Consider the following 25,792-nt stretch of genomic DNA (forward strand, 5'->3'; position numbering starts at 1 on the left):
TTGATTGGCAAGTGTTGTTGATCAGAGAACTGAGTCTCAAATTGGAACTGAGAGTTTAAGCCATGATAAGAAAAGTGTTTTTTGCTTTGGTTGGCTGCTTGTTGCTGAGCCAGAGTGCCCAGGCGGCCTTGGACATCGTTATCACTGGCGGTATCGACAGTGCGCGGCCCATTGCCATTGCCCCTTTCAAGTGGGAAGGCAATGGCCAGTTGCCGCAGGATATCGCGGAAGTGGTCTCCAACGACCTGATGCGCAGTGGCAAGTTCAAACCGCTGGCCCGTGGCCAGATGCCGCAAACCCCTAGCTCAAGTGGCGAGATCAACTTCGCACCCTGGGCGTCCCAGGGGGTTGAGGCCGTCGTGGTCGGTTCCATTGCTGCCGTCGGCGACGGTACTTACAAGATCAACTTCGAGCTGGTCGACGTACTGAAGGGCCAGCTGGCCAAGACTCAGGGCGGGGAGAGCAACGGTTACATCCTGGACAGCCGAATGGCGACCATACCGGGTGCCCAGATGCGCCAGTTTGCTCACCGTATCTCCGACATCGTCTATGAGCGTCTGACGGGCGAGCGTGGTGCCTTCCTGACGCGGATTGCCTATGTCTCCATAGAGCACGGTACCCAATTCCCGTATCAGCTGCGCATTGCCGATTACGACGGTTACAACGAGAAAACACTGCTGCGCTCCCGTGAGCCGCTGATGTCACCGGCCTGGTCGCCGGATGGCAGCAAGCTGGCTTACGTGAGTTTCGAGAACCAGAAGTCTGAAATCTATGTGCAGGACATCTACAACCAGCAGCGCAGCCTGATCTCCAGTTTCCGCGGCATCAACGGGGCGCCAAAGTGGTCTCCTGATGGTCGTCGATTGGCTATCGTGCTGTCCAAAGATGGTCAGCCCGATATCTATGTCATTGATGTTGCAAGCAAGCAGCTGACAAGGGTGACAAATACCCGGGTGATCGATACTGAACCGGCCTGGATGCCTGACGGGCAAACTTTGATTTTCACCTCTGAACGTGGTGGCAAACCCCAGATTTATAGCGTAAATTTGGCGACTGGCGTCACTCGCCGGATGACCTGGGAAGGAGAATCCAACCAGGGTGCCTCTGTCACGCCGGACGGCAAGTCCATGGTGATGGTGACCCGGGTTCAGGGACAATATCGCATCGCTCGTCAAGATATGGAAAGCGGAGCAATGTTGGTATTGACCCAGAGTGCTCTGGATGAGTCGCCAAGTGTGGCTCCCAATGGCAGCATGATCATTTATGCCACCATCTATCAAGGTCGCAAGAGCCTGGCGTTGGTATCGACCGATGGTCGTTTCAAGGCGGTCCTTCCGACCAGTAGCGGTGAAATTCGTGCACCAGCTTGGTCGCCCTTTTTGAATTGATAAAAATTCGATTGTTTTTTGTTTTGTTATAAAGGTTTAAGGAAATAGCATGCAACTCAATAAACTGCTCAAGGGTTTGGCCATCGCACTGCCACTGTTCACCCTGGCCGCTTGTAGCTCCTCTTCTGATTCTGACGCCGCTGGCGCCGAGTCAGGTATGACCGACGGCATGGGCGGTGTACAAACCGGTGGCGCCAACGGTATGTTGTCCCCGGAAGAGCAGATGCGTCAGAAGTTTGAAGCACTGCAACGTGACAACGTGATCTACTTCCCGTTTGATGGTTATGACATTCAGGGTCAGTACGCTGACCTGCTGGATGCACACGCCAGCTACCTGCGTGAGCGTCCGTCCGTCAAGGTGTTGATCGAAGGCCACGCCGATGAGCGCGGTACTCCGGAATACAACATCGCGCTGGGCGAGCGTCGTGCCAAGGCTGTTGCCAAGTATCTGCAAACCCTGGGTGTGCAGGCTGAGCAGCTCTCCATCGTCAGCTATGGCGAAGAGAAGCCGCTGGATCTGTCTCACACCGAGGATGCCTTTGCCAAAAACCGCCGTGCGGTTCTGGTTTACTAAGGTTTGATCCGAATTTAATTCGTATATAAGCAAGCGGCCATTTCGATGGCCGTTTTATTTGCACTAAACGCTAAGGTTTATTCCGAATGAAGCTCGTGTATAAGCAAGCGACTATTGTGATGGCCGTCTTATTTGCACTGAGTGCTCAGGCGGCTGCGCCTGTGAGCGACCTCAGTGGCAATGGCAGTGGTGGCGTGGCCCTCAGCGGCAACAATGGCGCCATCATGCCCACAGGCAGCCTGGAAGACAGGGTTGCCTTGCTGGAACGCACCCTCAATGCCCGTCTGCGCCTGCAGGCCGAATTGCAGCAACAGGTGGATTCCCTGCAAGGGGAGGTCTCTGAGCTGCGTGGCCAGCTGGAGCAGCAAACCTACCAGATGGAACAGTCGCAAGAGCGTCAGCGTCAGCTCTATCAAGAGCTGGACAAGGTAGCCAACAGCAAGCCTGCTGCTGCCCCCGCCACGCCTGCGGCCGGAGCGAGTGCAGCCCCAGCTGCAAACTATTCAGCCAATCTGGATGAGAACCAGGCCTACGATGCGGCCGTGAACATGGTGCTCAAGGACAAGAACTACGACAAGGCCATTCCTGCCTTCGAAGGGTTCATCAAGCAGTACCCGAGTTCGAGCTATGTGCCGAATGCCCACTACTGGCTCGGTCAACTGCTGTTCAACAAGGGGGACAGGACCGGTGCCGCGGCGCAGTTCTCCACGGTAGCGAACAAGTTCAGCAAGTCTCCCAAGCGGGCCGATGCCCTGCTGAAACTGGGTATGCTGGCACAACTCGATGGCAAGAAAGCGGAAGCCAAAACCTTCTATGAGCAGGTGATTAAGGGCTATCCCAATACCTCGCCAGCCCAATTGGCCAAGCAGAGTCTGAGCAAGTTGTAACATTACCGTAGGTCACTGTTTTCGTAACAATCTTGTAAATACGGCCCTGCTTTGTATGCGCAGTGAACAAACAGATTTAATTTAAGAATTTTCTATTGCGCCAGGATGATAAATCCGTAATATAGGCCGCCGTCAGAGCCGGAGCAGTATTGCAGCCGGTCCTGGTCGTGGTGAGGGTCGTTAGCTCAGTCGGTAGAGCAGTTGACTTTTAATCAATTGGTCGCTGGTTCGAATCCAGCACGACCCACCATCATTTCCAGAATCCCAGGTCGTTTAGCTCAGCTGGGAGAGCACCTCCCTTACAAGGAGGGGGTCACTGGTTCGATCCCAGTAACGACCACCAGTTTGTAAAAAAAATGATTTAGATGGGTCGTTAGCTCAGTCGGTAGAGCAGTTGACTTTTAATCAATTGGTCGCTGGTTCGAATCCAGCACGACCCACCATCATTTCCAGAATCCCAGGTCGTTTAGCTCAGCTGGGAGAGCACCTCCCTTTGGTCGCTGGTTCGAATCCAGCACGACCCACCATCATTTCCAGAATCCCAGGTCGTTTAGCTCAGCTGGGAGAGCACCTCCCTTACAAGGAGGGGGTCACTGGTTCGATCCCAGTAACGACCACCAGATCAAAAAGCCCGCAACGATGCGGGCTTTTTTTATGGTCGTTTGTCATCAGGTTCTCAAGCGCTCCAGCTGGGTTGCCAGTGCAGTTGAGGCCTGCTCCAGCTCTTCGCTCAGGCGATGGCTGGCACTGGCCTCCTGGCCAATGGTGGTGGCAGCATCACCAATGCGCATCAGGTTCTGGTTGATGTCGTCGCTGACCGCACTCTGCTGCTCGGCGGCAGTGGCCACCTGGCTGATGTGATCGTGGATCTGCTGGATCTGGGCGACCACCCAGTTGAGGGCCTCGAATGCCTGTTCCGTGCCCTCGACCGTACTGGCCGAGCGGGTGATGCCTGTGCTCATCAGCTGCTGGCTGCTGCTCACCTCGGTTTGCAGGCTGCCGATGAGCTGCCCTATCTCGTCGGTGGACTCCCGGGTCTTGTTGGCAAGGGCCCGTACTTCGTCTGCCACCACCGCAAAACCTCGTCCCATGTCTCCCGCCCTTGCTGCCTCTATAGCGGCGTTCAGTGCCAGCAGGTTGGTCTGCTCGGCAATGGCCCGGATCACATCCAGAATTCGACTGATATTGGTGCTGCGCTGTGCCACCAGCGCCACCGCCTTGTCAGCCTGATGCATGTCTTCAACCAGGGTATGGATCTCGTTGCGGGCATTGCTCAGGGTCTGCTGGGCGGTATTGATGTGATGGGTGGCTGCTTCTGACTCCTGGGCGGCCTGTTCCGCGTAACCCGCCACGCTGACCGCAGTGGTGCTCATCTGGTGCATGGCGCTGACCACGCTCTCCAGTTCTATGCTCTGCTCATCCAGACTGGTGCGCATGGTGTCGGCCGTCTGCTTCATGCCCTGTGCCTGCTGGTGTACCTGCTGGCCTATCAGTTTGCTGCCCTGCACCATGCCGCGCAGCTTGCCGAGAAAGGCATTGAGATGTCCTGCCAGCTCGATCAGCTCCTGGTGGGTGTCGATCTGCATCTGCTGGGTCAAATCTCCCTCGTTGCTGGAGAGGTGGGAGACATGGCGGCTGATGAGCGACAAGGGGGCCGTGATGGTCTGGATGAACCAGATGAGCAGGCCCAGTGCCAGCAGGGTGATGAGGGTCACTGTGATCAGCTGTTGGCGCTGGGCCGCCTGCATCAGATCCCCCAGCTGAGTGCTGATGGTATTGGCCTGACTCAGTGCCAGCGCCTTGGGTACCTTGATCAGCAGCCACCACTGGGTATCGGCCGCCTCGATCCGCACCGGTTGTTGCAGGATAAAGTCGGTATCGGTATCCAGGGTTTGTCCTGTGGGGGCGCTCAGACCGACCTCCGTCAGCGGGCGGCCCAGCTTGTCGGCATGGCGGTTGCTGCCGACGATGAGACCCATCTTGCTGACCAGGGTCACGTCGGCCTGATTGTCATACAGGCTTTTACCCAGGCTTTCTGCCAGTTGCTGGAAAATGGGCAAGTTCATGTCGACACCGGTTATGCCAACGAACTTGCCCTCCTTGAGGATGGGTACCGTCAGGCTGGTCATCAGCATCTGGTTGCCCGGGCTTATCTCGTAGAGATAGGGTTCCATCAGGCAGGGGCGACGAGTATCCCGGCCGCACAGGTACCATTCGCTGTTGCGAATACCGAATTCGTTGACCGAGGTGTCGTACTTGGCCTCGCTGGAGGCAGCGTCCACTTGCTGTTGCGAGATCTGGCCACCCTGGTCCCGGACGAAATAGATCTCCAGACTGCCCTTGTCGGGCACTGAGTGGGATGCGCCGGATTGCCAGCTGGCATCCTGGCCATCATAGCCATCGGCTTCAAACTGGGCATAAATGGAGCTGATCCCGCTCGCCTGCTGCAAGCGGCTGCCCAGCAGGGTTTCGACCTGGGGACGGGAGAGGGCGCGATCAGGCTGAGCCATGCTGCCCTCGAGCTGGGCGGCGATCCCCAGCGGTACCTGATAGGACTGTTGCAACAGGGCCCCTATTTGTACTGCGTAACGTTCGGCCTGGAACTGCAGGGTGCGAGAGACCTCCTGCTCCAGCGCACTGCGGGTCTGGGCCATGATGTCGCTGCGCAGGGATTGCAAGGAGGAAGATTGCATCAGTGTCATGGCCAGTCCACTGGACAGAAAGAGGCCCATGGTGAGCAACAGCAGCTTGGTTTTGAGAGAGCGTTGTTTCATTCGACAACTCCTTTTGGCAAGAATGACAACGAATTACTTGAGTATATTCGGACACTTGCGTATCACCGGATTTGTTGATGGGTTTGTGGCCGGCTTCTGGTTATAATTTTTGCCTTTCCGAGCCTTGATGGAACAGTCGCAATGAGCAATGCACTGAGCAATATCCCTCCGGTGGTCGAGATGGACTACCCGTTCCCGGTCAAACCGGCCCCGCTGACCGCCGAGCAGAAAACGACCCTGATCGCAGACATCAAGGCACTGCTGAAAGAGCGTCAGGCCGTGCTGGTTGCCCACTACTACACGGATCCCGAGATCCAGGCGCTGGCCGAGGCCAGTGGCGGTTTCGTCGGTGACTCTCTCGAGATGGCCCGCTTTGGTCGGGATCATGCCGCGCAGACCCTGATCGTCGCCGGGGTGCGCTTCATGGGGGAGACCTCCAAGATCCTGAGCCCTCACAAGCGGGTACTGATGCCGACTCTGGAGGCCGAGTGTTCCCTCGATCTGGGTTGTCCCATCGATAAATTCTCGGCCTTCTGCGATGCCCACCCCGACCACATAGTGGTGGTCTATGCCAATACCTCGGCTGCGGTGAAGGCACGGGCTGACTGGGTGGTGACGTCCAGCATTGCGCTTGAGATAGTCGAACACCTCGACAGCCAGGGCCACAAGATCATCTGGGGCCCGGACAGGCACCTCGGTGCCTATATCGAGAAGAAGACGGGGGCCCAGATGCTGCGCTGGCAGGGCCACTGCATCGTCCATGACGAATTCAAGGCCAAGGCCCTGCGCGAGCTCAAGGAGCAGAACCCGGATGCGGCCGTGCTGGTGCACCCGGAATCTCCGGCTTCCGTCATCGAGCTGGCCGATGCGGTGGGCTCCACCAGTCAGCTGATCAAGGCGGCCAAAGAGCTGCCCCAGCAGAAGCTGATAGTGGCGACCGATCGCGGCATCTTCTACAAGATGCAGCAGGCTTGTCCGGACAAGGAGATGGTCGAGGCGCCGACCGGTGGCGATGGTGCCACCTGCCGTAGCTGCGCCCACTGTCCCTGGATGGCGATGAACGGCCTGGTGGCGATCAAGGAGGCGTTGACCGATGGCGCCGAGCGTCACGAGATCCTGGTGGATGAAGCCCTGCGGGTGAAGGCGCTGATCCCGCTGGATCGCATGCTGGACTTCGCTGCGGAACTCAAGCTAAAGACACGGGGTAACGCCTGAGTGCGCGAAGAGTTGAATAGAAAGGCTGAATAGAAGAGGGCACCCGTTGGGTGCCCTCTTTCGTTATGGGGTTCGCGAAGACGAAGATCAGATGATCACGGTAGAGAGGCTGTGCTCCTCATCCGGTGCGATAACGACGCCAGCCTCGGCCGTGATGGCCGCTTCGACGCAGAGCATGGTGCGGTAGCCATCGTCGCTCATGTCCGCCATGGCGGTGGCCCCTTTCAGCCAGGGGGTCCAGACCACGACGCTGTCGTTGTTGCCGCTCACCACTTTAGTGGTGCGATCGCCGTCCTTGACCATCACCATGGCCTCGGCTTGGTGGTAGACCCGATCAATGGCAGCTGTGAGCGTCAGAGCGCCCTGCTGCTGCCCATCCTGACCCGTCAGCTTGTCGGCGTAAGGCTCACCCAGCCCGGTCACGCTGACAGCCTCTGGGGCGCTTATCTGCAGATAGGTGTGCAAGGCGGCATTATAGGCGACGGGGGTTTTACCCGTATTGCGGGTCGTCAGCACCAGCGAGAGTTCCTTGCCTATCAGCACGTCCAGTTCCAGTTCGAAAGGGTGCGGCCAGAGGGCACGGGTTGACTCATTGTCACGCAGAGAGAGATGTACCAGGGTGCCATCGCCGTGATCGGAGACGCCGTCCAGGGTCCAGAGAGTGGTGCGGGCAAAGCCATGGGAAGGCTTGCCACTGCCAACGCGGGCTGGCGCCGGGCCAAACCAGGGCCAGCAGACGGGGATACCGCCGCGGATGGGCTTGCTGCCATCCAGCACTGCCTTGTCGCTGAGCCAGATCGAGGCGGGTTCGCCGTGACGCTGATAGCGCAACACATGGGCGCCAAACAGGCTGATCTCGGCCTTGGCATCGCCATTGTCGATGGTGAGCAGGGGTTGGCCAGCCGCGTTATGGCTGAGGGTACAGTGGGCAGTCAGAGAGCGTATCGGTTGCATGAGGACTCCTGTGCTCGCGCACATTCAGAAGAGAGGGTCGGAAAATCCAGGGGCCGAAATACAAAAAGGCGGCCAATGGCCGCCTTTTTCAAGCTACTTGATTGCGCATCCCAAATTACTTGGAGATGTGAGCGATCAGGTCCAGAACTTTGCTGGAGTAGCCCATTTCGTTGTCGTACCAGGATACAACTTTAACGAATTTGTCGTTCAGTGCGATACCAGCCTTGGCATCGAACACGGAAGTTTGACGCTCACCCAGGAAGTCAGTGGAGACCACTTGATCTTCGGTGTAGCCCAGCACACCCTTCATGGAGCCTTCAGAGGCTGCTTTCATGGCTGCACAGATTTCGGCGTAGGTAGCGGCTTTCTTCAGGTTGACGGTCAGGTCAACAACGGACACGTCCGGAGTCGGTACGCGGAAGGCCATGCCGGTCAGCTTGCCGTTCAGTTCCGGGATAACAACGCCAACAGCTTTGGCAGCACCGGTAGAGGACGGGATGATGTTCTGAGCCGCACCGCGGCCACCGCGCCAGTCTTTGGCAGACGGACCATCAACGGTCTTCTGGGTAGCAGTGGTAGCGTGGACAGTGGTCATCAGGCCGGATTCGATACCGAAGGTATCGTTCAGAACCTTGGCGATCGGAGCCAGGCAGTTGGTGGTGCAGGAAGCGTTGGAAACGATGTCCTGGCCAGCGTAGGTAGCGTCGTTGACACCCATGACGAACATAGGAGTGGCGTCTTTGGACGGGCCAGTCAGAACGACTTTCTTGGCGCCGGCAGCGATGTGCTTGCGAGCAGTTGCGTCGTCCAGGAACAGACCGGTGGCTTCGGCAACAACGTCAACACCGATGGCATCCCATTTCAGGTTGGCCGGGTCACGCTCAGCGGTAACACGTACGGTTTTGCCGTTAACAACCAGGTTGCCGTCTTTAACTTCAACGGTACCATTGAAACGACCGTGAGTTGAATCGTACTTCAGCATGTAAGCCATGTAGTCAACGTCGATCAGGTCGTTGATGCCAACCACTTCGATGTCAGCACGCTCAGCGGCCAGACGGAACACGAAACGACCGATGCGGCCAAAACCGTTAATACCTACTTTGATAGTCATATTTGGTTACCTAACTGTTCAGTAGTCAAAGAAAATTCCGTTTGTAAATTTACTAGAACTCCCCTGTGAGTCAACCAACAATCTGTCTGAAATTGCGCTATATCATGAAAAACTGTGAAATTTATTTTCTGTTTATGTAACTGACTACCAGTTTTTGTCGAAATAACTATCTATTGGTCAGCGTCACAGAGATCAACAATAGTGCCTGCTCTGTCACACAACCAGCCCGGCAGATGTGTAAAAATGTGCGCGGTTTAGCATGGCCACAGAGCCACTGTTCAAGTACCACCCATAAAAATTAATCAAAATAGTATAGATAGAATCCACAGCGGGAATTCTCAAACTATGACCACCCTGATTGAACAGCTGGCTGCCGCCAAAGGTATCGCCAGCGAGTATGTTGATGCCTGGGGCCACCCGGCCCAGGTATCCGAAGAGAGCAAGTCTGCCATGCTGGGCGCCATGGGTTACCGCGTCGATGACGAGGCCGCCCTGACCGAGCAGCTGGAAGAGGAGCACCGTCAGCACTGGCTGCGCGCGCTGGATCCCGTCATGGTGGTCCGCAGCGGTGAGCCCATCACCCTTGAAGTCCGTCTGCCCATCGATTTCGTCAATGACGCCCTTACCTGGCAGCTTGCGCTGGAGCAGGGGACTGTGTTGTCCGGCCAAATCACCCCCATTGAGGGTGAGCTGGTTGGCGTGGCTGAATTCGAAGAGATGGAGTGCCAGGCCTACCAGGTCGCGCTGGATGTACAGCCAGCGCTTGGCTATCACCAGCTGACCTTGCTGGAGGAGGGCAACGATGAGCCACTTGCCAGCATGCGTCTCATCGTCGCGCCCAAGGCGTGCTACAAGCAGGCTCCGATCGCCGAAGGCCGCAAGGTGTGGGGGCCGAGCGTGCAGCTCTACTGTCTGCGCAGCCGCCACAACTGGGGCATAGGCGATTTCAGCGATCTCGGCCAGTTGGTCGAGAAAGCGGCCGCCTGGGGCGCCCACTTCGTGGGTCTGAATCCCATTCATGCCCTCTATCCGGCCAACCCCGAGAGTGCCAGCCCTTACAGCCCCTCTTCCCGTCGCTGGCTCAATGTGGCCTATATCAACGTGGAAGCCGTGCCCGAGTTTCTGGCCAACGATCGCCTCAAGGCCGAAGTGGCCAATCCGGCTTTTCAGCAGCACCTGAACGAGCTGCGTGCCAAGAGCAACGTGGATTACACCGGCGTTATCCAGACCAAGATCGGCATGCTACGTCAGGTGTTCGATGAAGCCAGCTTCAGTGCCGAGCGTCGGGCAGAGTTCGATGCCTTCGTGGCGGCCGGTGGTGACAGCCTGCAACAGCAGGCGGCGTTTGATGCCCTGCAGGCCCACTTCTATGCCAAGGGCGAAAATGCCTGGGGCTGGCCGGTATGGGCAGAAGAGTTGCGGGATTACCACAACTCCGAGGTGGCTGCCTGGATGGCCGCGCACAGCCAGGATGTGAACTTCTATCTCTACTTGCAGTTCCTGGCCGATGAGCAGCTGGCGCAAGCCGATGCTCGCGCCAAGGCCGCTGGCATGGTGATGGGGATCTATCGGGATCTGGCGGTCGGCGTCTCCGAAGGCTCCACCGAGATCTGGGCCAACCGGGATCTCTACTGCCCGAAAGCCTCGGTCGGTGCACCGCCTGACATTCTGGGCCCGCTTGGTCAGAACTGGGGCCTGCCTCCCATGAACCCGAACCAGCTGTTTGAAGCGGCCTACCAGCCCATGGTGGATCTGTTCCGCGCCAATATGCGCTCCTGCGGCGCGCTGCGCATCGACCACGTGATGGCCTTGCTGCGCCTGTGGTGGGTACCGCCCGGAGAGTCTGCCGCCAAGGGAGCCTACATTTATTATCCGGTCAACGATCTGCTGGGTATCCTGGCGCTCGAATCCCACCGCAATCAGTGCCTGCTGATCGGTGAAGACCTGGGGACTGTACCGGAAGGCATAGACGTGACCCTGAAAGAGAACGGCGTCCATTCTTACAAGGTGTTCTTCTTCGAGCGCTCCAAGGCCGATGGCGGCTTTATCTCTCCGGCGCACTACACCGAGCAGGCGATGTCGGCCCTGACCACCCACGACATGCCGACCCTGAAGGGCTTCTGGCATTGCGACGATCTGGCGCTGGGTCGCGAGTTGGGATTGTATCCGGATGAAGACGTTCTCAAGACACTGTATGCTGATCGCCATCAGGCCAAGCAGCGGATCCTCGACAGCCTGCATGCCCATGGGGTCATCTCTGACGACATCAGCCATGACGTGAACTGGGTCGGCATGAATACCGAGCTCAACCATGGTCTGCAACTGCATATGTCCCGCGGCAGCTGCGCCCTGTTCAGCACCCAGCTGGAAGACTGGCTGGAGATGGACAAGCCGGTCAACGTGCCGGGCACCAGTTACGAATACCCCAACTGGCGTCGCAAGCTGTCCACCGATCTGGAGGATATTTTTGCCAATGAAGCGCTCAAGGCGCTGGCAGGCAAGATGAGCCAGGCCCGTGATGAGGCCAGTCGTTGAGCCACTGCCGACAAAACGTGACTCACTTACATCCGCTTCGGCCCTGGCCGGAGCGGATGCTCAGCTATGAAAGGAAATCTCGATGCTCGTTGAACGTTTGGTTGCTGCCCGCTGTGCCGATCCCTTCTCTCATTTAGGCCTGCAGGCCAATCCGGATGGGCCTGGCCTCAAACTGACCGCCTGGTTGCCGGATGCCCTCGAGGTGCGCGTCAAGGATCTCAAGTCGGGCAAAGTCGTTGCCACCCTGGCACCCACCGATGAATCGGGCCTTTTTGAAACTGTTTTCACCCGCCGTAAAAATCCCTTTCCCTATCAGCTGCTCGCCAGCTACCCCGATGCCAGTACTGAATTTGTCGACCCCTATCAGTTTCAGGATGCGGGTTGGGCCGGTCTGGCAGAACTGACTTCACAGCCGGAAAACATCTACCACACCCTGGGTGCGCAACTGCGCAGCGTGGAGCATCTTGGCGTGCAGGTTGAAGGGGTGCGTTTTGCCGTCTATGCGCCGAGCGCCACCGCTGTGAGCCTGATCGGTGATTTCAACTTCTGGGACGGCCGTCGTCACCCCATGCAACGCAGCCAGTGTGGTCACTGGGTGCTGTTCGTACCGGGACTCAAGGCCGGGGATCGCTACAAGTTTGAACTCAAGGATCCTGCCGGTCATCGTCTGCCTCACAAGAGCGACCCTGTCGGTTTCTACTGCGAACAGTATCCGTCGTTCGCCTCAGTGGTGTATGACCACGATCAATACCAGTGGCAAGATGCCGCCTGGATTGCCAGCCAGCACAATGACAAGCGGGATCAGCCCCTCTCCATCTATGAACTGCATGTCGGCTCCTGGAAGCGTCACTCCAACGGCGACAGCCTGAGCTGGCGCGAGCTGGCGGTGGATCTGGTGTCCTACATCAAGGAGATGGAGTACACCCATATCGAATTGCTGCCAGTCTCCGAGCATCCGTTCAGCGGTTCCTGGGGCTATCAGCCGGTGGGCATGTTCTCTCCCACCAGCCGTTACGGCAGTGCCGATGACTTCAAATATTTCGTGGATCAGTGCCACCAGGCCGGCATAGGCGTCATCCTGGACTGGGTACCGGCTCACTTCCCGTCCGATGCCCACGGTCTGGCCCGTTTCGACGGCACGCCGCTCTATGAGTACGAAGATCCGCGCCGTGGCTGGCACCCGGACTGGAACTCCTATATCTACGACTTTGGCCGCAATACGGTGCGCCAGTTCCTGGTGGCGAGCGCCCTGTTCTGGCTCGACAAGTTCCACATCGACGGCCTGCGGGTGGATGCGGTCGCCTCCATGCTCTATCTGGATTACTCGCGCAATGCCGGCGAGTGGGTGCCGAACGTCGACGGTGGCAACCACAACTACGAGGCGATAAGCCTGCTGAAGTGGACCAACGAAGAGGTGTACGGCAAGTATCCCCACGCCATGACCATAGCCGAAGAGTCCACCGCCTTTGCCGGCGTGTCTCGTCCCACCTTTCTCGGTGGCCTCGGCTTTGGCTTCAAGTGGAATATGGGCTGGATGCACGACACTCTCACCTATATGCAGAAAGAGCCTATTCACCGCCGCTATCACCACAACGACATGACTTTCTCCATGGTTTACCACTATGACGAGAACTTCATCCTGTCGCTCTCCCACGACGAGGTGGTGCACGGCAAGCACTCCATGCTCTACAAGATGCCCGGCGACGAGTGGCAGCAATCGGCCAACTTGCGCGCCTACATGGGCTTCATGTATGCCCACCCGGGCAAGAAGCTCAACTTCATGGGCACCGAAATCGCCCAGAGCAACGAATGGAACCACGATGCCCAGCTACCCTGGCACCTGCTGCAGTATCCCAAGCACGGCGGTCAGCAGCGCCTGATCCGCGATCTCAACCACCTCTACCGTCATGAAGCTGCCTTGTATCAGGCCGATTATGAGCAGACCGGTTTCCGCTGGCTGGATCACAACGACGCCGACAACAGTGTCTTTGCCTGGCTGCGGGCTGACAAGCAGGGGGCCCACCCGATCATGGTGGCCTGCAACTTCACGCCGGTACCGCGCATCGCCTATCGACTCGGGGTGCCTGCCGCCGGCAATTACCGCGTGGTGCTCAATACGGATAGCGAGCATTACTGGGGCAGCAACTATGATGTGGGTCTGGTCTTCGTCGCCGAGCCAACCCCCTGGCAGGGATTGGGGCACAGCATAGTGCTGGATCTGCCGCCGCTCGCGACCTTGTTCATCAAACAGGAGTCTTGATGTTTGCAATGGAAAAGGGGCAGGACCACCCGCTGGGTGTCCTGCTCGATGAGACGGGTTGTCACTTCTGCGTCTGGGCCCCCCAATCGGACATGGTAGAGCTCTGCCTGTTCGACGAGCAGGAGCAGGAGCTGGTCCGGCTGGCATTGCCCGGCCGGCGTGGCCAATATCGCTTCGGCTATGTGCGCGGCGTCAAGGCCGGTCAGCGTTACGGTTATCGGGTACATGGTGCGCCCCAGGAGGGGATGCTGTTTGATCCGCAAAAGCTGCTGATCGACCCCTATGCCAGGGCACTCAGTCGCCCTACTTACTGGGATGAAGCACTCTACCAGGGGGACAGTGCAGAGATGATTGCCAAATCGGTGGTCATTGATGACAGCTTTGACTGGCAGGGGGTTGGCAAACCCAACGTCAGCCCGGCCCGTACCATCCTCTATGAGACCCATGTCAAGGGCTTTACCAAACTACATCCGGGTGTCCCCAAAGCGCTGCAGGGTACTTATCTGGGCATCAGCCATCCGCTGATCATCGAGCATATGAAGAGCCTCGGCGTCACCTCGGTGCAACTGATGCCGGTGGCTGCCTTCATGTCCGAGCCCAGGCTCGAGCAACTGGGGCTCACCAACTACTGGGGCTACAACCCTATTGCTTTCTTCGCTCCCGAACCCCGTTACAGCACTGATGCCGGCGAGGCAGTCACCGAGTTCAAGACCATGGTGCGGGAGCTGCACAGGGCAGGACTCGAAGTGATACTCGACGTTGTCTACAACCACACAGCCGAATCCGGTTTCGATGGCCCCACCTTGTCATTCAAGGGCTTTGACAATGCGGGCTACTATGCCTTCGAGGCGGGGGCTCACGGCCCCGACTACAGTCGTCATGCCAACGTCACAGGCTGCGGCAACAGCGTCAATCTGGATCACCCCAACAGCCTGCGGCTGGTGCTGGATGCCCTGCGTTACTGGGTCACGGAGATGCAGGTGGATGGTTTTCGCTTCGACCTTGCCGTCACCCTGGCACGGGAGGCGGGGGAGTTCGATCCCATGGGGGCCTTCTTCAAGGCCATGATGGCGGATCCCGTGCTGGCGCGGGTCAAGCTCATCGCCGAGCCCTGGGACATAGGGCCGTTCGGCTATCGCCTCGGTCAGTTCCCGAGCCAGTGGCTGGAGATCAACGACCGCTATCGCGACACTGTGCGCGCTTTTTGGCGCGGCGATGCCGGCAAGATGGGGGATTTTGCCACCCGGCTGGTGGGCTCGCGGGATCTCTTCCCGAAGAACTGGCGCGCTCCCCATACCAGCGTCAACTACCTCTGCTATCACGACGGTTTCACCCTGGAGGATCTGGTCTCCTACAACCAGCGCCACAACCAGGCCAATGGCGAGGACAACCGGGATGGCCACGGCAACAACCTCTCCAGCAACCATGGTGTCGAGGGGCCGACCCTGGATCCCCGTGTCAACAACCTGCGTCAGCAGCAGAAGCGCAACCTGATTGCCACCCTGCTGCTCTCCCAGGGTACACCGCACTTCCTGGCCGGGGACGAGATGGGCCGCAGCCAGCTGGGCAACAACAACGCCTATTGCCAGGACAACCAGATCAGCTGGGTCAACTGGCAGTGGCGACCGGAGGATGAGCGGCTGCTCGCCTTCACTCAGCAGATGATGGCGCTGCGGGCGGAGTCCACCGTCTTCTCCAACCTGCAACTGAGCGACGACAGCTGGAACGGGGCCCCCAGCAGCTGCCACCAGGTCAACTGGTATCACCCGGATGGCCATCAGCTCACCGATCAGGACTGGCACGCCCCCATGGGGCAGGCGTTCGCCATGGACATCGGCATGATTGACTGCGGCGGGGAGCGCTGGTTCGTGCTGTTCAATGCCAGCGACTACGACATCCAGTTCCGTCTGCCGCCACCCGGGGATGGCATGGAGTGGATCCAGACCATAGACACGGCCACCAATGACGGCCTGCCCTTCCTGCCCGATGACATCAAGCGTCAGGTGGCGGTTGGCCGCGCCCACTCCCTCAAGTTGCTGGAGCGGGTTTCGTTGCCGGCGGTTGCCTTGGCCAAAGAGGAGGTCGCCGTTACACCGGATGTTGCCACCGTGTTGCCAACGGGATCACAGTTCCCGCTGGCGGGGTAGAGCAAAGCGGCCTGACTGGGTATGCTGGGCGCCGTGATTAATGGCAAGGAGTCGGTATGAGCAACAACAATCCCGAGCAGTGGCGCAACAAGCTGAGTTCGGAACAGTTTCGCGTCTGCTGGGAGAAAGGCACCGAGCAGCCCTACAGCGGTGCCTTGCTCCACAACCGCAAGAGTGGTGACTATCTCTGCGTCTGCTGCAAGAGCGTGCTGTTTCACTCGGATGCCAAGTTTGACTCCGGCTGCGGCTGGCCCTCGTTCGATCGAGCCATCGAAGGCACAGTGACCTACACAGAAGACAGCAGCCACGGCATGAAGCGGGTGGAGATCACCTGCAGCCAGTGCGGCTCCCATCTGGGTCACGTCTTCCCCGACGGACCGACCGAGACAGGCCAGCGTTACTGCGTCAACAGCCTGAGTCTGGATTTCGACCCGGATGCCTGACGGGCTCACCCACTGATATGAAAAACGGCGCCTCTGTTAACAGAGGCGCCGTTTTTTTGTGTCCTTACCGCCGCCGCATTGCCGGAGGCCTGTCTGGGCCAGACCTGGGGTTATCCGGCATTCGGTAGCGGGCACCACGAGCCCACAGGTTGGCTCACGTGATGCCATCAGGCCAGTTTGAAGGCCTGAATATGGGTATCCAGCGTCTGGCTGTGATGTTCCACTAGCTCGGAGGCTTCCTGCAGCTCCCGCAGTACCACCACTGAACCTTCCACGACTTGTTTTACCTGCTCCAGATTGCCGCTCATCTCCTCGGCCACCGAGCTCTGTTGCTCGGAGGCGGCCGCGATCTGGCGATTCATGTCCGCCACACCCTGTACCCGCTGCACTATGGTGGCGAGCTGATCGCCGGCCTGGGTCACCTGCTCCACCCCCTTGTCGGCCTGTTGCACGCTCTGGGCCATCAACTCGGCTGCCTGGTGGGCATTGCCCTGCAACTGCTCGATCATCTTCTGGATCTCGACGGTAGCCGCCTGGGCCCGATTGGCCAGCTCGCGCACCTCGGAGGCGACCACGGCAAAGCCGCGACCCGCTTCACCGGCACGGGCGGCCTCGATGGCGGCGTTGAGGGCCAACAGGTTGGTCTGCTCCGAAATGCTGCGAATGGTATCCACCACTGAGCCTATCTGCTCGACCCCCTGTTCCACCTGATTGACCACGTTGGAGGAGCGCTGGATGTTGCCGGAGAGGGTATCAATGGTGCTGACGGTCGCCGCCACGCAGCGGCTGCCCTCTTCGGCCAGCAGGCTGGTTTCGGCGGTGGCATGGGAAGCTTGTTCCGCATGGGCGGCCACCTCGCGGATGGCACCCACCATCTGGCTCATGGCGCTGGCCAGTTGTTCTATCTGGGTGAACTCTTCGTTGATGGCCTCGTTGGCCTCTTCCATGCAAAGGGTGACCTGGGAGGCGATGTCATTGAGCTCCTTGCAGGCGACGCGCTGGGTGCCGAACACCTCCTTGAGGTTCTCCTGTGAGTGGGCCACGGCCTTGGCGATGTCGCCGAACTCATCACGAGACTTGAGCAGCACCTTGTGGCTCAGATCCTTGCGGGCGAAACGCTCAAGCAGGCCCACCAGATAGTGCACCTGCTTGACCATGAGGCGGGAGCCGGTCAGCAACAACACGACGAAGACGATCCCCATCACGGCGGTTTCCATCACGCCGCTCCAGAGCAGGCGATCGGCAATGGCGTTAGCCTTGTCCGCGTCGATGCCCTCACTCAGCAGTGTGGTTTCCAGATTGCTGGCATCGAACCAGAGCTTGGCCAGCAGCAGCACAGTACTGAACACCATGAGCAGTACCACTTTGGGTACCAGCCGGATATTGCTCATTCGCCTCTCCAGCGGGTTTAACTGCATAATTTTTCTCCTTTTAATGACCGGTTTTCCTTTGCCCTCAGGACTATCGGCATTATCTTCCTTTTTATTAATTCGCACCGTGCCTAAAGTAGGAAAATGTATGCGACATCACTCTTCTGGCCTGAGATCCATGGATCTACTCATGGCCCTGCTCTCCATCGTCTCAGTGGTGCTGGTGGGATTCCGCTGGCTGGGGACTCGCCACTTCACTCCCGAGACGCTCTCCCTCTTTTATGATCTGGACAGTTTGATCTGCTACGTCTTCCTCGCCCATTTCACCTATGGCTGGTTCCGTGCCAGTGACAAGCGAGCCTTCTTCAAGGCGAACTGGTTCTATCTGCCGGGCAGTCTGCCCATGGTGGAGCAGTTGCGCTGGGCCAGGCTGATCCAGCTCTACCGGGTGATCCAGCTGCTGCGCAGCAACCCGGACCTGCTTGCCATAGTGCGCAGGGGGCGAAACGAGAGCCGTCTGGCCGGGATACTGCTGATCTTTTTCCTGCAAATCGGGGTGGGCACGGCACTCATCTACTGGGTCGAGGGAGACAGACCCGGTAGCCAGATCCACAACGCCTATGACGCCTTTTGGTGGACCCTGGTGACGCTCTCTACCATCGGTTACGGCGACATAGTGCCGCAAACCGAGGAGGGGCGTTTCGTCGCCAGCCTGATGATCATCTTCGGGGTCGGTCTGTTCAGCGCCCTGAGCGGCTTCATGGCCAGCCTGTTCCTGCAACACGGGCGGGGTGACAACGAACTGGAAAAGTGGCGCCATCAACAGAGTGCGCAGCAGGATCTGCTGCTGCAGGAGCTGCGTGCCCTGCGCGAAGAGGTGAAGGCACTGAAACAGAAATAGCCTGCGACGTCCGGAATGGTCGCGTCAGTGAGGGGCAAGTTGCGAGTCAGCTCTCAGCTCGGGGGGAAGCGCTTTTCTTTGCTTGTCCTTTGACCCGCTGGCGGCTTAACATTCGGCCTGTCACCTAACCAAAAGAAGAGAACCGATCGACCATGCGCGCCCTTCTCGGGATCCTTATCTGCTTGTGTGCCCAACAGGCACTGGCCGACACCCGTTATGTCTCAGACAACATCTTTACCTTCATCCACAATGGTCCGGGTACCCAGTTCCGGATCCTCGGCAGCGTCAAGGCGGGTGAACCGCTGGAAGTAAAGGCGGTGAACAACGAAGCCGGTTTCACCCAGGTGGTGGACGGTCGTGGCCGTGAAGGCTGGATCAAGAACGCCGAGCTGCAGGGCGAGATCAGCCTGCGCGAGCGTCTGCCCCAGGTCCAGCAAGAGCTGGAAGATCTCAAGGCTCGCCTGCAGAACCTCAACGGTGACAATGAAAAACGCTTCACCGAGAAGGATGGCAAGATCGCCGAGCAGAGCAAGGAGATCGACAGCCTGAAGACCCAGCTTGCCAGCCAGAGCGAGGAGATGGGTAACCTCAAGGAGCAGAACGAGGCCCTGACCCGCAGCTATGACAACCAGGAGCACGACATGCAGATGGACTGGTTCATCCGCGGTGGTGCCATGGTGGGTGGCGGCATATTGCTTGGCATACTGTTGCCCATGCTGCCCCGCCGCCGCAGTCGCGGTGAGCGCTGGATGAACTGACGGTTCCTGTCGGTCGGATGAAGAGGGGTCGCAATAGCGGCCCCTCTTTTTTGCCTCGCATAAAATTGTATACAAAATAAGGCGATAAACTTGTCTATCTCGCCGTCTCCTGGTCTGTATACAGGCTAAATTGGCCAGTCAGCGATTTTTGTTAATAGAAGGCAACAATTTCATTTCATCTATGGGTGGATATTGTATACATTATCGGCGTTTCGGCGGCACGACCGCCTTCGTCGATATAGCCTGCGGGCGTACAGGAAGACCCCCTATGTTCAAAGCTACTCAAGTGCTTGCTGCTGACTACATTCCCTCCGATCTGGCCGCCTTGCGCGAAGCCATCACCCAGAATTACGTGGTGGATGAAAACGCCTATCTGGCGGAGCTTTCCGCCATGTTACCGGGGGATGGCGCCTCGCTGGAGCAGGTGACCCAGCGCGCCCGCGCCCTGGTCACCAAGGTGCGCAAGGAGAGTGGTTCGGGAGATGGCATCGATGCCTTCTTGCAGGAGTACAGCCTGGATACCCAGGAGGGGATCATACTGATGTGCCTGGCAGAGGCCCTGCTGCGCATCCCCGATGCAGAGACCGCCGACGCCCTCATCAAGGACAAGCTCTCCGGCGCCAACTGGTCCTCCCATTTTCGCAAGAGCGACTCCACCCTGGTCAATGCCTCCACCTGGGGCCTGATGCTGACCGGCAAGATCATCAAGCTGGACAAGAAGCTGGACGGCAATCCGACCAACATGCTGGGGCGCATGGTCAACAAGCTCGGCGAGCCTGTGGTGCGCTCCGCCATGTATGCCGCCATGAAGATAATGGGCAAGCAGTTCGTGCTGGGGCGCGATATGAAAGAGGCCCTCAAGGCGAGCCGCAAGTCCCGCGAGAAGGGTTACACCCATACCTATGACATGTTGGGGGAGTCCGCCCTGACCCTGGCCGATGCGGACAAGTATTTCGGCGACTACCAGCGCGCCATCGAGGCGGTCGGCAATGAGCGCATCAGCGACGGCGGCCCGGCGCCGTCCATCTCCATCAAGCTGTCGGCCCTGCATCCGCGCTATGACGTGGCGAACCGCGAGCGGGTGCTCGGCGAAATGAGCGAGCGGTTGGTGGGTCTGGTGCGCCTGGCCCGCGACAAGGATGTGGCCATCAGCATCGATGCCGAGGAGATGGACCGCCTCGAGCTGTCACTGGATCTCTTCGAGCAGCTCTACCGCTCTGACGCCAATCGTGGCTGGGGCAAGCTCGGCATGGTAGTGCAGGCTTATTCCAAGCGCGCTCTGCCGGTGCTCTGCTGGCTGACGGCGCTGGCCCGGGAGCAGGGGGACCTGATCCCGGTGCGGCTGGTGAAGGGGGCCTACTGGGACAGCGAGCTGAAATATGCCCAGCAGGCTGGCCTGCCCGGCTACCCGCTCTTTACCCGCAAGGCGGGTACCGACATCTCCTATCTGGCCTGCGCCCGCTATCTGCTGAACGAGCCGACCCGCGGCTTCATCTCTCCCCAGTTTGCGACCCACAACGCCAATACCGTGGTCTGCATTCTGGAAATGGCCGGTGATCGCCAGTTTGAGTTCCAGCGCCTGCACGGCATGGGGGAGGAGTTGCACAATGCCGTGCTGAACGACCATCCCGGCCTGCACTGCCGCATCTATGCCCCGGTCGGTGCCCACAAGGATCTGCTGCCCTATCTGGTGCGTCGCCTGCTGGAAAACGGGGCCAACACCTCCTTCGTTCACAAGCTGGTGGACCCGAACACCCCTGTGGATTCACTGGCCGAACACCCGCTGCGCACCCTCAAGCGCTACACCAGTCTGGCCAACGATCGCATTCCACAGCCGGTGAATCTGTTCAGCGACCGCAAGAACTCCAGCGGCGTCAACATGAATATCGTCTCCATCCAGCGCCCCTTCTTTGCCCGTTTGAAAGAGCTGGAGAGCAAGCAGTGGCTGGCGGGGCCCATCGTTGATGGCGAAACCCTCAAGCGCAGCGAAGCCCGTACAGTGCTGAGTCCGCAGGATGTGAGCCAACTGGTGGGCAAGATCCACTGGGCCGACGCACAGGCGGTAGAGCAGGCGCTGGCCTCGGCTCATACCGCCTTCCCGCGCTGGCGCGAGACGCCGGTAAGCGTGCGTGCCGCTGCGCTGGAGAAGCTGGCAGATCTGCTGGAAGCCAACCGCGAGCAGTTCATCTCGCTCTGTACTCGCGAGGCGGGCAAGCTGCTGCAGGATGGGATCGACGAGGTGCGCGAGGCGGTGGACTTCTGCCGTTACTACGCGCTGCAGGCCCGTGGTTTGATGGGACAGGCGACCCTGCTGCCCGGCTACACCGGCGAGCAGAACGAGCTGTTCCTGCAGGGCCGGGGCGTCTTCGTCTGCATCAGCCCGTGGAACTTCCCGCTGGCCATTTTCCTCGGGCAAGTCGCGGCGGCGCTGGCCACCGGCAATACCGTCATCGCCAAACCGGCGGAGCAGACCGGCCTCATCGCCCATCTGGCAGTGACCCTGGCTCATCAGGCGGGCATCCCGGGTGATGTGCTGCAACTGCTGCCGGGCGATGGCGCCACAGTGGGGGCCAAGCTGACGGCGGATGCCCGCATTGGCGGCGTCTGTTTCACCGGCTCCACCGAGACCGCCAAGCTCATCAACCTGACGCTGGCCCAGCGTGATGGTGCCATACTGCCGCTCATCGCCGAGACCGGCGGCCAGAACGCCATGATAGTCGACTCCACCGCTCTGCCGGAGCAGGTGGTGCGCGACGTGGTGAGCGCCGCCTTCCAGAGTGCCGGTCAGCGTTGCTCAGCCTTGCGGGTACTCTACCTGCAGGAGGAGATAGCGCCGCGGGTGCTGGAGATCCTGACCGGCGCCCTGCAGGAGCTGAAAGTGGGCAATCCGGCCGAGCACAACACGGACGTGGGGCCCGTCATCGACGCCGAGGCCAAGGCCGGGCTGGATGCGCACCTGGCGCACATGATCCCGCGCTCACGTCTGATCGCTCAGGCCCCCATGCCATCCGCAACGCTGGCGGGTCACTTCGTGCAACCGACGGCGCTGGAGATTGGTTCTATCCGTGAGCTGGTGAAGGAGCAGTTCGGTCCCATCCTCCATGTGGTGCGCTACGCTGCCCGTGAGCTGGACAAGGTGATTGCGGATATCAACGGCACCGGCTACGGCCTGACGCTGGGGATCCACAGCCGCAACGAATCCCACGCCGAGGAGCTGGCCAGCCGCATCAACGTGGGCAACGTCTACATCAACCGCAACCAGATCGGCGCCATGGTCGGGGTGCAGCCGTTCGGTGGTCAGGGCCTCTCCGGCACAGGCCCCAAGGCGGGCGGTCCCCACTACCTCGGCCGCTTCGTCACCGAGAAGACCCGCACCATCAACACCACTGCGGTGGGCGGCAATGCCTCCCTGCTGGCGATGGGCGATGCCTGATTGACGTTTTGAGGTCTTTGCATCAAGGCTGCCTGCGGGCAGCCTTTTTCTTGACCGTGGAGTGGGGTGGATCCGCCATCCTGGGGTCGCCAAGGTACCTGCCCGGCCGTAATATGGTGGTCACTTGTCCGTGCCTTGCACACTGTTTTCGACAAGGGATTTCAACCTGATTTTCAACGAGAGTCTGCATCTGATGCCATTAACCGAACAGGCCCGCTGGTTCGTACTGGGGGGCGATCACCTCGTCCTGCTGGATGAACAGGGCCATATTCCGCAAGGCCCCCGAGCCTGTTTGCCTGCCCATTTTCACCCGGCGTCATTCGAGCGTTTCGATGAGTGGGATGGCCTGCCCTGCTATTTGCTGGACCTGGGGGCAGATGCCGATGCCAGCCATTTCACTCCGTTGCGCCAGCTGATGGTAGCGGGGGATGAAGAGGGATTTCGTCTCGCGGGTCGCGCCTGGCAGCTGGCTACCTTTCGGCACAGCCACCGCTTCTGCGGCGAGTGTGGTGCCGCCATGGCCCCCAAGGCGGGTGAGTGGGCCCAGGTGTGCCAGCTTGGCCATACCGTCTATCCGCGCATCTCCCCCTGCATCATAGTGGCGGTGCGCAAGGGGCCCGAGATACTGCTAGCGGCCCATCGCCGTCACTATCAGGTGGAGGACCCCATGTATACGGTGCTGGCAGGCTTCGTGGAAGCGGGGGAGAACCTGGAGCAGTGCGTGGCGCGGGAGGTGTTCGAGGAGAGCGGCATCCGGGTGCGCAACGTGCGCTATGTGGCCAGCCAGCCCTGGCCCTTCCCCCATAGCCTGATGATGGGGTTTACCGCCGACTACGAGAGCGGCGAGATCCGGGTACAGGACGATGAACTGGTGGCAGCTGATTTCTTCACCGCTGACCGGCTGCCACGGTTGCCGCCTCATGGCACCATAGCGCGGCGTTTGATTGAGCAGAGCCTTGCCGAAGAGGGTTGAGGCCGGTCTGACCTTGTCATCAGGGTAAAAACGGGGCGCTTGTTTGCGCCCCTTCACATCTTTGCGCTTGCAGCGGCCCGGCCGTATCTTTGGGCCGTCCCCCGCCGCGTACAAAGTGGTATCATATCCGCCATTTTATGCATGACATGACTCAGGAAATGGGATGAAAGAGCTGAAGAACGATCGATACCTGCGTGCCCTGCTGCGCCAGGACGTGGACATGACACCAGTATGGATGATGCGCCAGGCTGGCCGTTATCTGCCGGAATACAAGGCGACCCGCGCCGTCGCGGGGGACTTCATGTCCCTGTGCCGCAACGCCGAGCTGGCTTGTGAAGTCACCTTGCAGCCCCTGCGCCGCTATCCGCTCGATGCCGCCATCCTCTTCTCCGACATCCTGACCGTGCCCGACGCCATGGGGCTGGGTCTCTATTTCGAGCAGGGTGAAGGCCCGCGCTTCGAGCGACCCATCAAATCCATGGCCGACGTGCAGGCGCTGCCCATTCCGGATCCGGAAGACGAGCTCGGCTACGTGATGAATGCGGTGCGCACCATACGCCGCGAGCTCAAGGGCGAAGTGCCGCTCATCGGCTTCTCCGGCAGTCCCTGGACCCTGGCCACCTACATGGTGGAGGGGGGCAGCTCCAAGGCCTTCACCAAGATCAAGCAGATGATGTATGCAGAGCCGCAGACACTGCACCTGCTGCTGGACAAGCTGGCCGACAGCGTGATCGGGTATCTCAATGCCCAGATCAAGGCCGGTGCCCAGTCCGTCATGGTGTTCGACACCTGGGGCGGCGTGCTGACCCCGCGGGATTACCGCGACTTCTCCCTGCAATACATGCACAAGATCGTCGACGGTCTGATCCGCGAAAACGAAGGTCGCCGCGTACCGGTCACTCTGTTCACCAAAAACGGCGGCCAGTGGCTGGAGCAGATCGCTGCCACCGGCTGCGATGCCCTGGGGCTGGACTGGACCATAGACATAGCGGACGCCAAGCGCCGGGTCGGTGACAAGGTGGCGTTGCAGGGCAACATGGATCCTTCCATGCTCTATGCGGCACCTGCGCGTATTCGTGAAGAGGTCGCGACCATACTGGCGGGCTTTGGCAGCGGCAACGGCCACGTCTTCAACCTGGGGCACGGTATCCATCAGGATGTGGATCCGGAACACGCGGGCGTGTTCGTCAACGCTGTGCACGAGCTTTCTGCTCAATACCACGGCCGTTGAGGTGGGCGAAAGCCCTAAAAAATTAAGGCGCCATTGGCGCCTTAATTTTTGGTATTGGCCCACAGGGGCCTTTTAACGAGAGAGACGCTTACTTGGCAGCGTAACGCTCGGCAGAGGTAACGATCTCGGCTTCGGCAGCGGCCTTGTCGCCCCAACCTTCAACCTTGACCCACTTGCCCGCTTCCAGCTCTTTGTAACGCTCGAAGAAGTGCTGGATCTGGGCTTTCAGCAGCTCGGGCAGATCGTTCACATCCTTGATGTGGTCGTACTGCTTGGTCAGCTTGGAGTGCGGAACGGCCACGATCTTGGCATCTTCGCCAGATTCGTCGGTCATCTTCAGCACGCCAACCGGGCGGCAACGAATGACGGAGCCAGCCAGCAGCGGGTAAGGAGTCGGCACCAGCACGTCGACCGGATCCCCATCCAGAGATAGAGTGGCGTTCACGTAACCGTAGTTGCACGGGTAGAACATAGGGGTAGACATGAAGCGATCAACAAAGATGGCACCGCTGTCCTTGTCGACTTCGTATTTGATCGGATCGGCATTCTGCGGGATTTCGATGATGACATAGATGTCGTCGGGCAGGCTCTTGCCAGCCGGTACCAGGTTCAGGCTCATGACGTTTCCTTCAGTGTTGGAGTCAAGTTTGCAGGCCGATATTATAGCGATGTCGCGTCAAATGACCATATTTCGAGGGCACTGTGACAGAGTTGGCTGATGTCGCGCAGCCTGGGTCTGCCAAATTGCTGTCACCTTCTCCGGGGTTGGTGATTTCTCGTCGCGACCGCGGCTTGTGCCGCAACCTCAACAACCCCTAGAATGCGCACTCCCTTTACT

Annotated in this window: 18 protein-coding genes and 4 tRNA genes; 17 read left to right on the top strand and 5 right to left on the bottom strand. The window is 59.4% G+C overall.

Features of this window, described 5'->3' with window-relative positions:
* Positions 1-62: 62 nt before the first annotated feature.
* The 7 genes from tolB to AACX78_RS05530 all read left to right on the top strand — a co-directional run bounded on the left by tolB (position 63) and on the right by AACX78_RS05530 (position 3,469).
* Entirely contained in the window at positions 63-1,388 is a 1,326-nt protein-coding gene (tolB, locus tag AACX78_RS05500) for a Tol-Pal system beta propeller repeat protein TolB (RefSeq protein WP_096119680.1), read from the top strand.
* 49 nt (positions 1,389-1,437) lie between these two features.
* Complete coding sequence (gene pal, locus AACX78_RS05505; RefSeq protein WP_005313284.1) at positions 1,438-1,962, top strand: peptidoglycan-associated lipoprotein Pal; 525 nt, start codon at positions 1,438-1,440, stop codon at positions 1,960-1,962.
* Between the two features lie 86 nt (positions 1,963-2,048).
* Positions 2,049-2,849: a tol-pal system protein YbgF gene (ybgF, locus tag AACX78_RS05510; RefSeq protein ID WP_159165612.1), complete on the top strand. Its 801-nt coding sequence runs from the start codon at positions 2,049-2,051 to the stop codon at positions 2,847-2,849.
* Between the two features lie 174 nt (positions 2,850-3,023).
* A tRNA-Lys gene (locus AACX78_RS05515) sits at positions 3,024-3,099 on the top strand.
* Positions 3,100-3,116: 17 nt separating this feature from the next.
* Positions 3,117-3,192 (top strand) — tRNA-Val (locus tag AACX78_RS05520).
* Between the two features lie 24 nt (positions 3,193-3,216).
* Positions 3,217-3,292, top strand: a tRNA-Lys gene (locus AACX78_RS05525).
* A gap of 101 nt (positions 3,293-3,393) precedes the next feature.
* Positions 3,394-3,469, top strand: a tRNA-Val gene (locus AACX78_RS05530).
* A 48-nt stretch (positions 3,470-3,517) separates the two neighbouring features.
* On the opposite strand, the gene AACX78_RS05535 is transcribed toward AACX78_RS05530, so the two are convergent.
* Positions 3,518-5,623, bottom strand: coding sequence for a methyl-accepting chemotaxis protein (locus AACX78_RS05535; protein WP_159165613.1), 2,106 nt, complete (start codon positions 5,621-5,623; stop codon positions 3,518-3,520).
* A 141-nt stretch (positions 5,624-5,764) separates the two neighbouring features.
* On the opposite strand from AACX78_RS05535, the gene nadA reads away from it, so the two are divergent.
* Entirely contained in the window at positions 5,765-6,838 is a 1,074-nt protein-coding gene (gene nadA, locus AACX78_RS05540) for a quinolinate synthase NadA (protein ID WP_005313257.1), read from the top strand.
* Positions 6,839-6,925: 87 nt separating this feature from the next.
* Here nadA and AACX78_RS05545 read toward each other — a convergent pair whose 3' ends face one another.
* Together AACX78_RS05545 and gap are read right to left on the bottom strand one after the other, a co-directional pair.
* Positions 6,926-7,792, bottom strand: a complete 867-nt coding sequence (locus AACX78_RS05545) for a D-hexose-6-phosphate mutarotase (protein ID WP_159165614.1) — start codon at positions 7,790-7,792, stop codon at positions 6,926-6,928.
* Between the two features lie 115 nt (positions 7,793-7,907).
* Positions 7,908-8,903, bottom strand: a complete 996-nt coding sequence (gap, locus tag AACX78_RS05550) for a type I glyceraldehyde-3-phosphate dehydrogenase (protein ID WP_005313250.1) — start codon at positions 8,901-8,903, stop codon at positions 7,908-7,910.
* Between the two features lie 345 nt (positions 8,904-9,248).
* On the opposite strand from gap, the gene malQ reads away from it, so the two are divergent.
* The 4 genes from malQ (at position 9,249) to msrB (ending at position 16,288) form a co-directional block, all read left to right on the top strand.
* Positions 9,249-11,438: a 4-alpha-glucanotransferase gene (gene malQ / locus AACX78_RS05555; protein WP_201302790.1), complete on the top strand. Its 2,190-nt coding sequence runs from the start codon at positions 9,249-9,251 to the stop codon at positions 11,436-11,438.
* A gap of 82 nt (positions 11,439-11,520) precedes the next feature.
* Complete coding sequence (glgB, locus tag AACX78_RS05560) at positions 11,521-13,698, top strand: 1,4-alpha-glucan branching protein GlgB (protein WP_159165615.1); 2,178 nt, start codon at positions 11,521-11,523, stop codon at positions 13,696-13,698.
* Complete coding sequence (gene glgX / locus AACX78_RS05565) at positions 13,698-15,845, top strand: glycogen debranching protein GlgX (protein ID WP_159165616.1); 2,148 nt, start codon at positions 13,698-13,700, stop codon at positions 15,843-15,845. Before glgB ends, glgX begins: the two co-directional genes overlap by 1 nt.
* Positions 15,846-15,901: 56 nt before the next feature.
* Complete coding sequence (gene msrB / locus AACX78_RS05570; RefSeq protein ID WP_059113056.1) at positions 15,902-16,288, top strand: peptide-methionine (R)-S-oxide reductase MsrB; 387 nt, start codon at positions 15,902-15,904, stop codon at positions 16,286-16,288.
* Between the two features lie 167 nt (positions 16,289-16,455).
* Here the strand turns inward: msrB and AACX78_RS05575 are convergent, their stop codons facing one another.
* On the bottom strand, positions 16,456-17,706 hold the full coding sequence (locus tag AACX78_RS05575; protein ID WP_159165617.1) for a methyl-accepting chemotaxis protein: 1,251 nt from the start codon (positions 17,704-17,706) through the stop codon (positions 16,456-16,458).
* Between the two features lie 100 nt (positions 17,707-17,806).
* On the opposite strand from AACX78_RS05575, the gene AACX78_RS05580 reads away from it, so the two are divergent.
* The 5 genes from AACX78_RS05580 (at position 17,807) to hemE (ending at position 24,954) form a co-directional block, all read left to right on the top strand.
* Positions 17,807-18,559 (top strand): potassium channel family protein, encoded by a 753-nt coding sequence (locus AACX78_RS05580; RefSeq protein WP_169046745.1) that lies wholly within the window; start codon positions 17,807-17,809, stop codon positions 18,557-18,559.
* A gap of 152 nt (positions 18,560-18,711) precedes the next feature.
* Positions 18,712-19,317 (top strand): TIGR04211 family SH3 domain-containing protein, encoded by a 606-nt coding sequence (locus tag AACX78_RS05585; RefSeq protein ID WP_159165619.1) that lies wholly within the window; start codon positions 18,712-18,714, stop codon positions 19,315-19,317.
* A gap of 268 nt (positions 19,318-19,585) precedes the next feature.
* Positions 19,586-22,750 (top strand): bifunctional proline dehydrogenase/L-glutamate gamma-semialdehyde dehydrogenase PutA, encoded by a 3,165-nt coding sequence (putA, locus tag AACX78_RS05590; RefSeq protein ID WP_159165620.1) that lies wholly within the window; start codon positions 19,586-19,588, stop codon positions 22,748-22,750.
* A 193-nt stretch (positions 22,751-22,943) separates the two neighbouring features.
* The gene (nudC, locus tag AACX78_RS05595) at positions 22,944-23,723 is read left to right on the top strand and encodes an NAD(+) diphosphatase (protein WP_159165621.1); all 780 of its coding nucleotides are present in this window, start codon (positions 22,944-22,946) and stop codon (positions 23,721-23,723) included.
* Between the two features lie 163 nt (positions 23,724-23,886).
* Positions 23,887-24,954, top strand: a complete 1,068-nt coding sequence (gene hemE / locus AACX78_RS05600) for a uroporphyrinogen decarboxylase (RefSeq protein WP_005313219.1) — start codon at positions 23,887-23,889, stop codon at positions 24,952-24,954.
* Positions 24,955-25,042: 88 nt separating this feature from the next.
* On the opposite strand, the gene ppa is transcribed toward hemE, so the two are convergent.
* Positions 25,043-25,573 (bottom strand): inorganic diphosphatase, encoded by a 531-nt coding sequence (ppa, locus tag AACX78_RS05605; RefSeq protein ID WP_005313216.1) that lies wholly within the window; start codon positions 25,571-25,573, stop codon positions 25,043-25,045.
* Positions 25,574-25,792: the final 219 nt, after the last annotated feature.

Source organism: Aeromonas sp. 9A, assembly GCF_963900955.1.
Taxonomy (GTDB): domain Bacteria; phylum Pseudomonadota; class Gammaproteobacteria; order Enterobacterales; family Aeromonadaceae; genus Aeromonas; species Aeromonas salmonicida.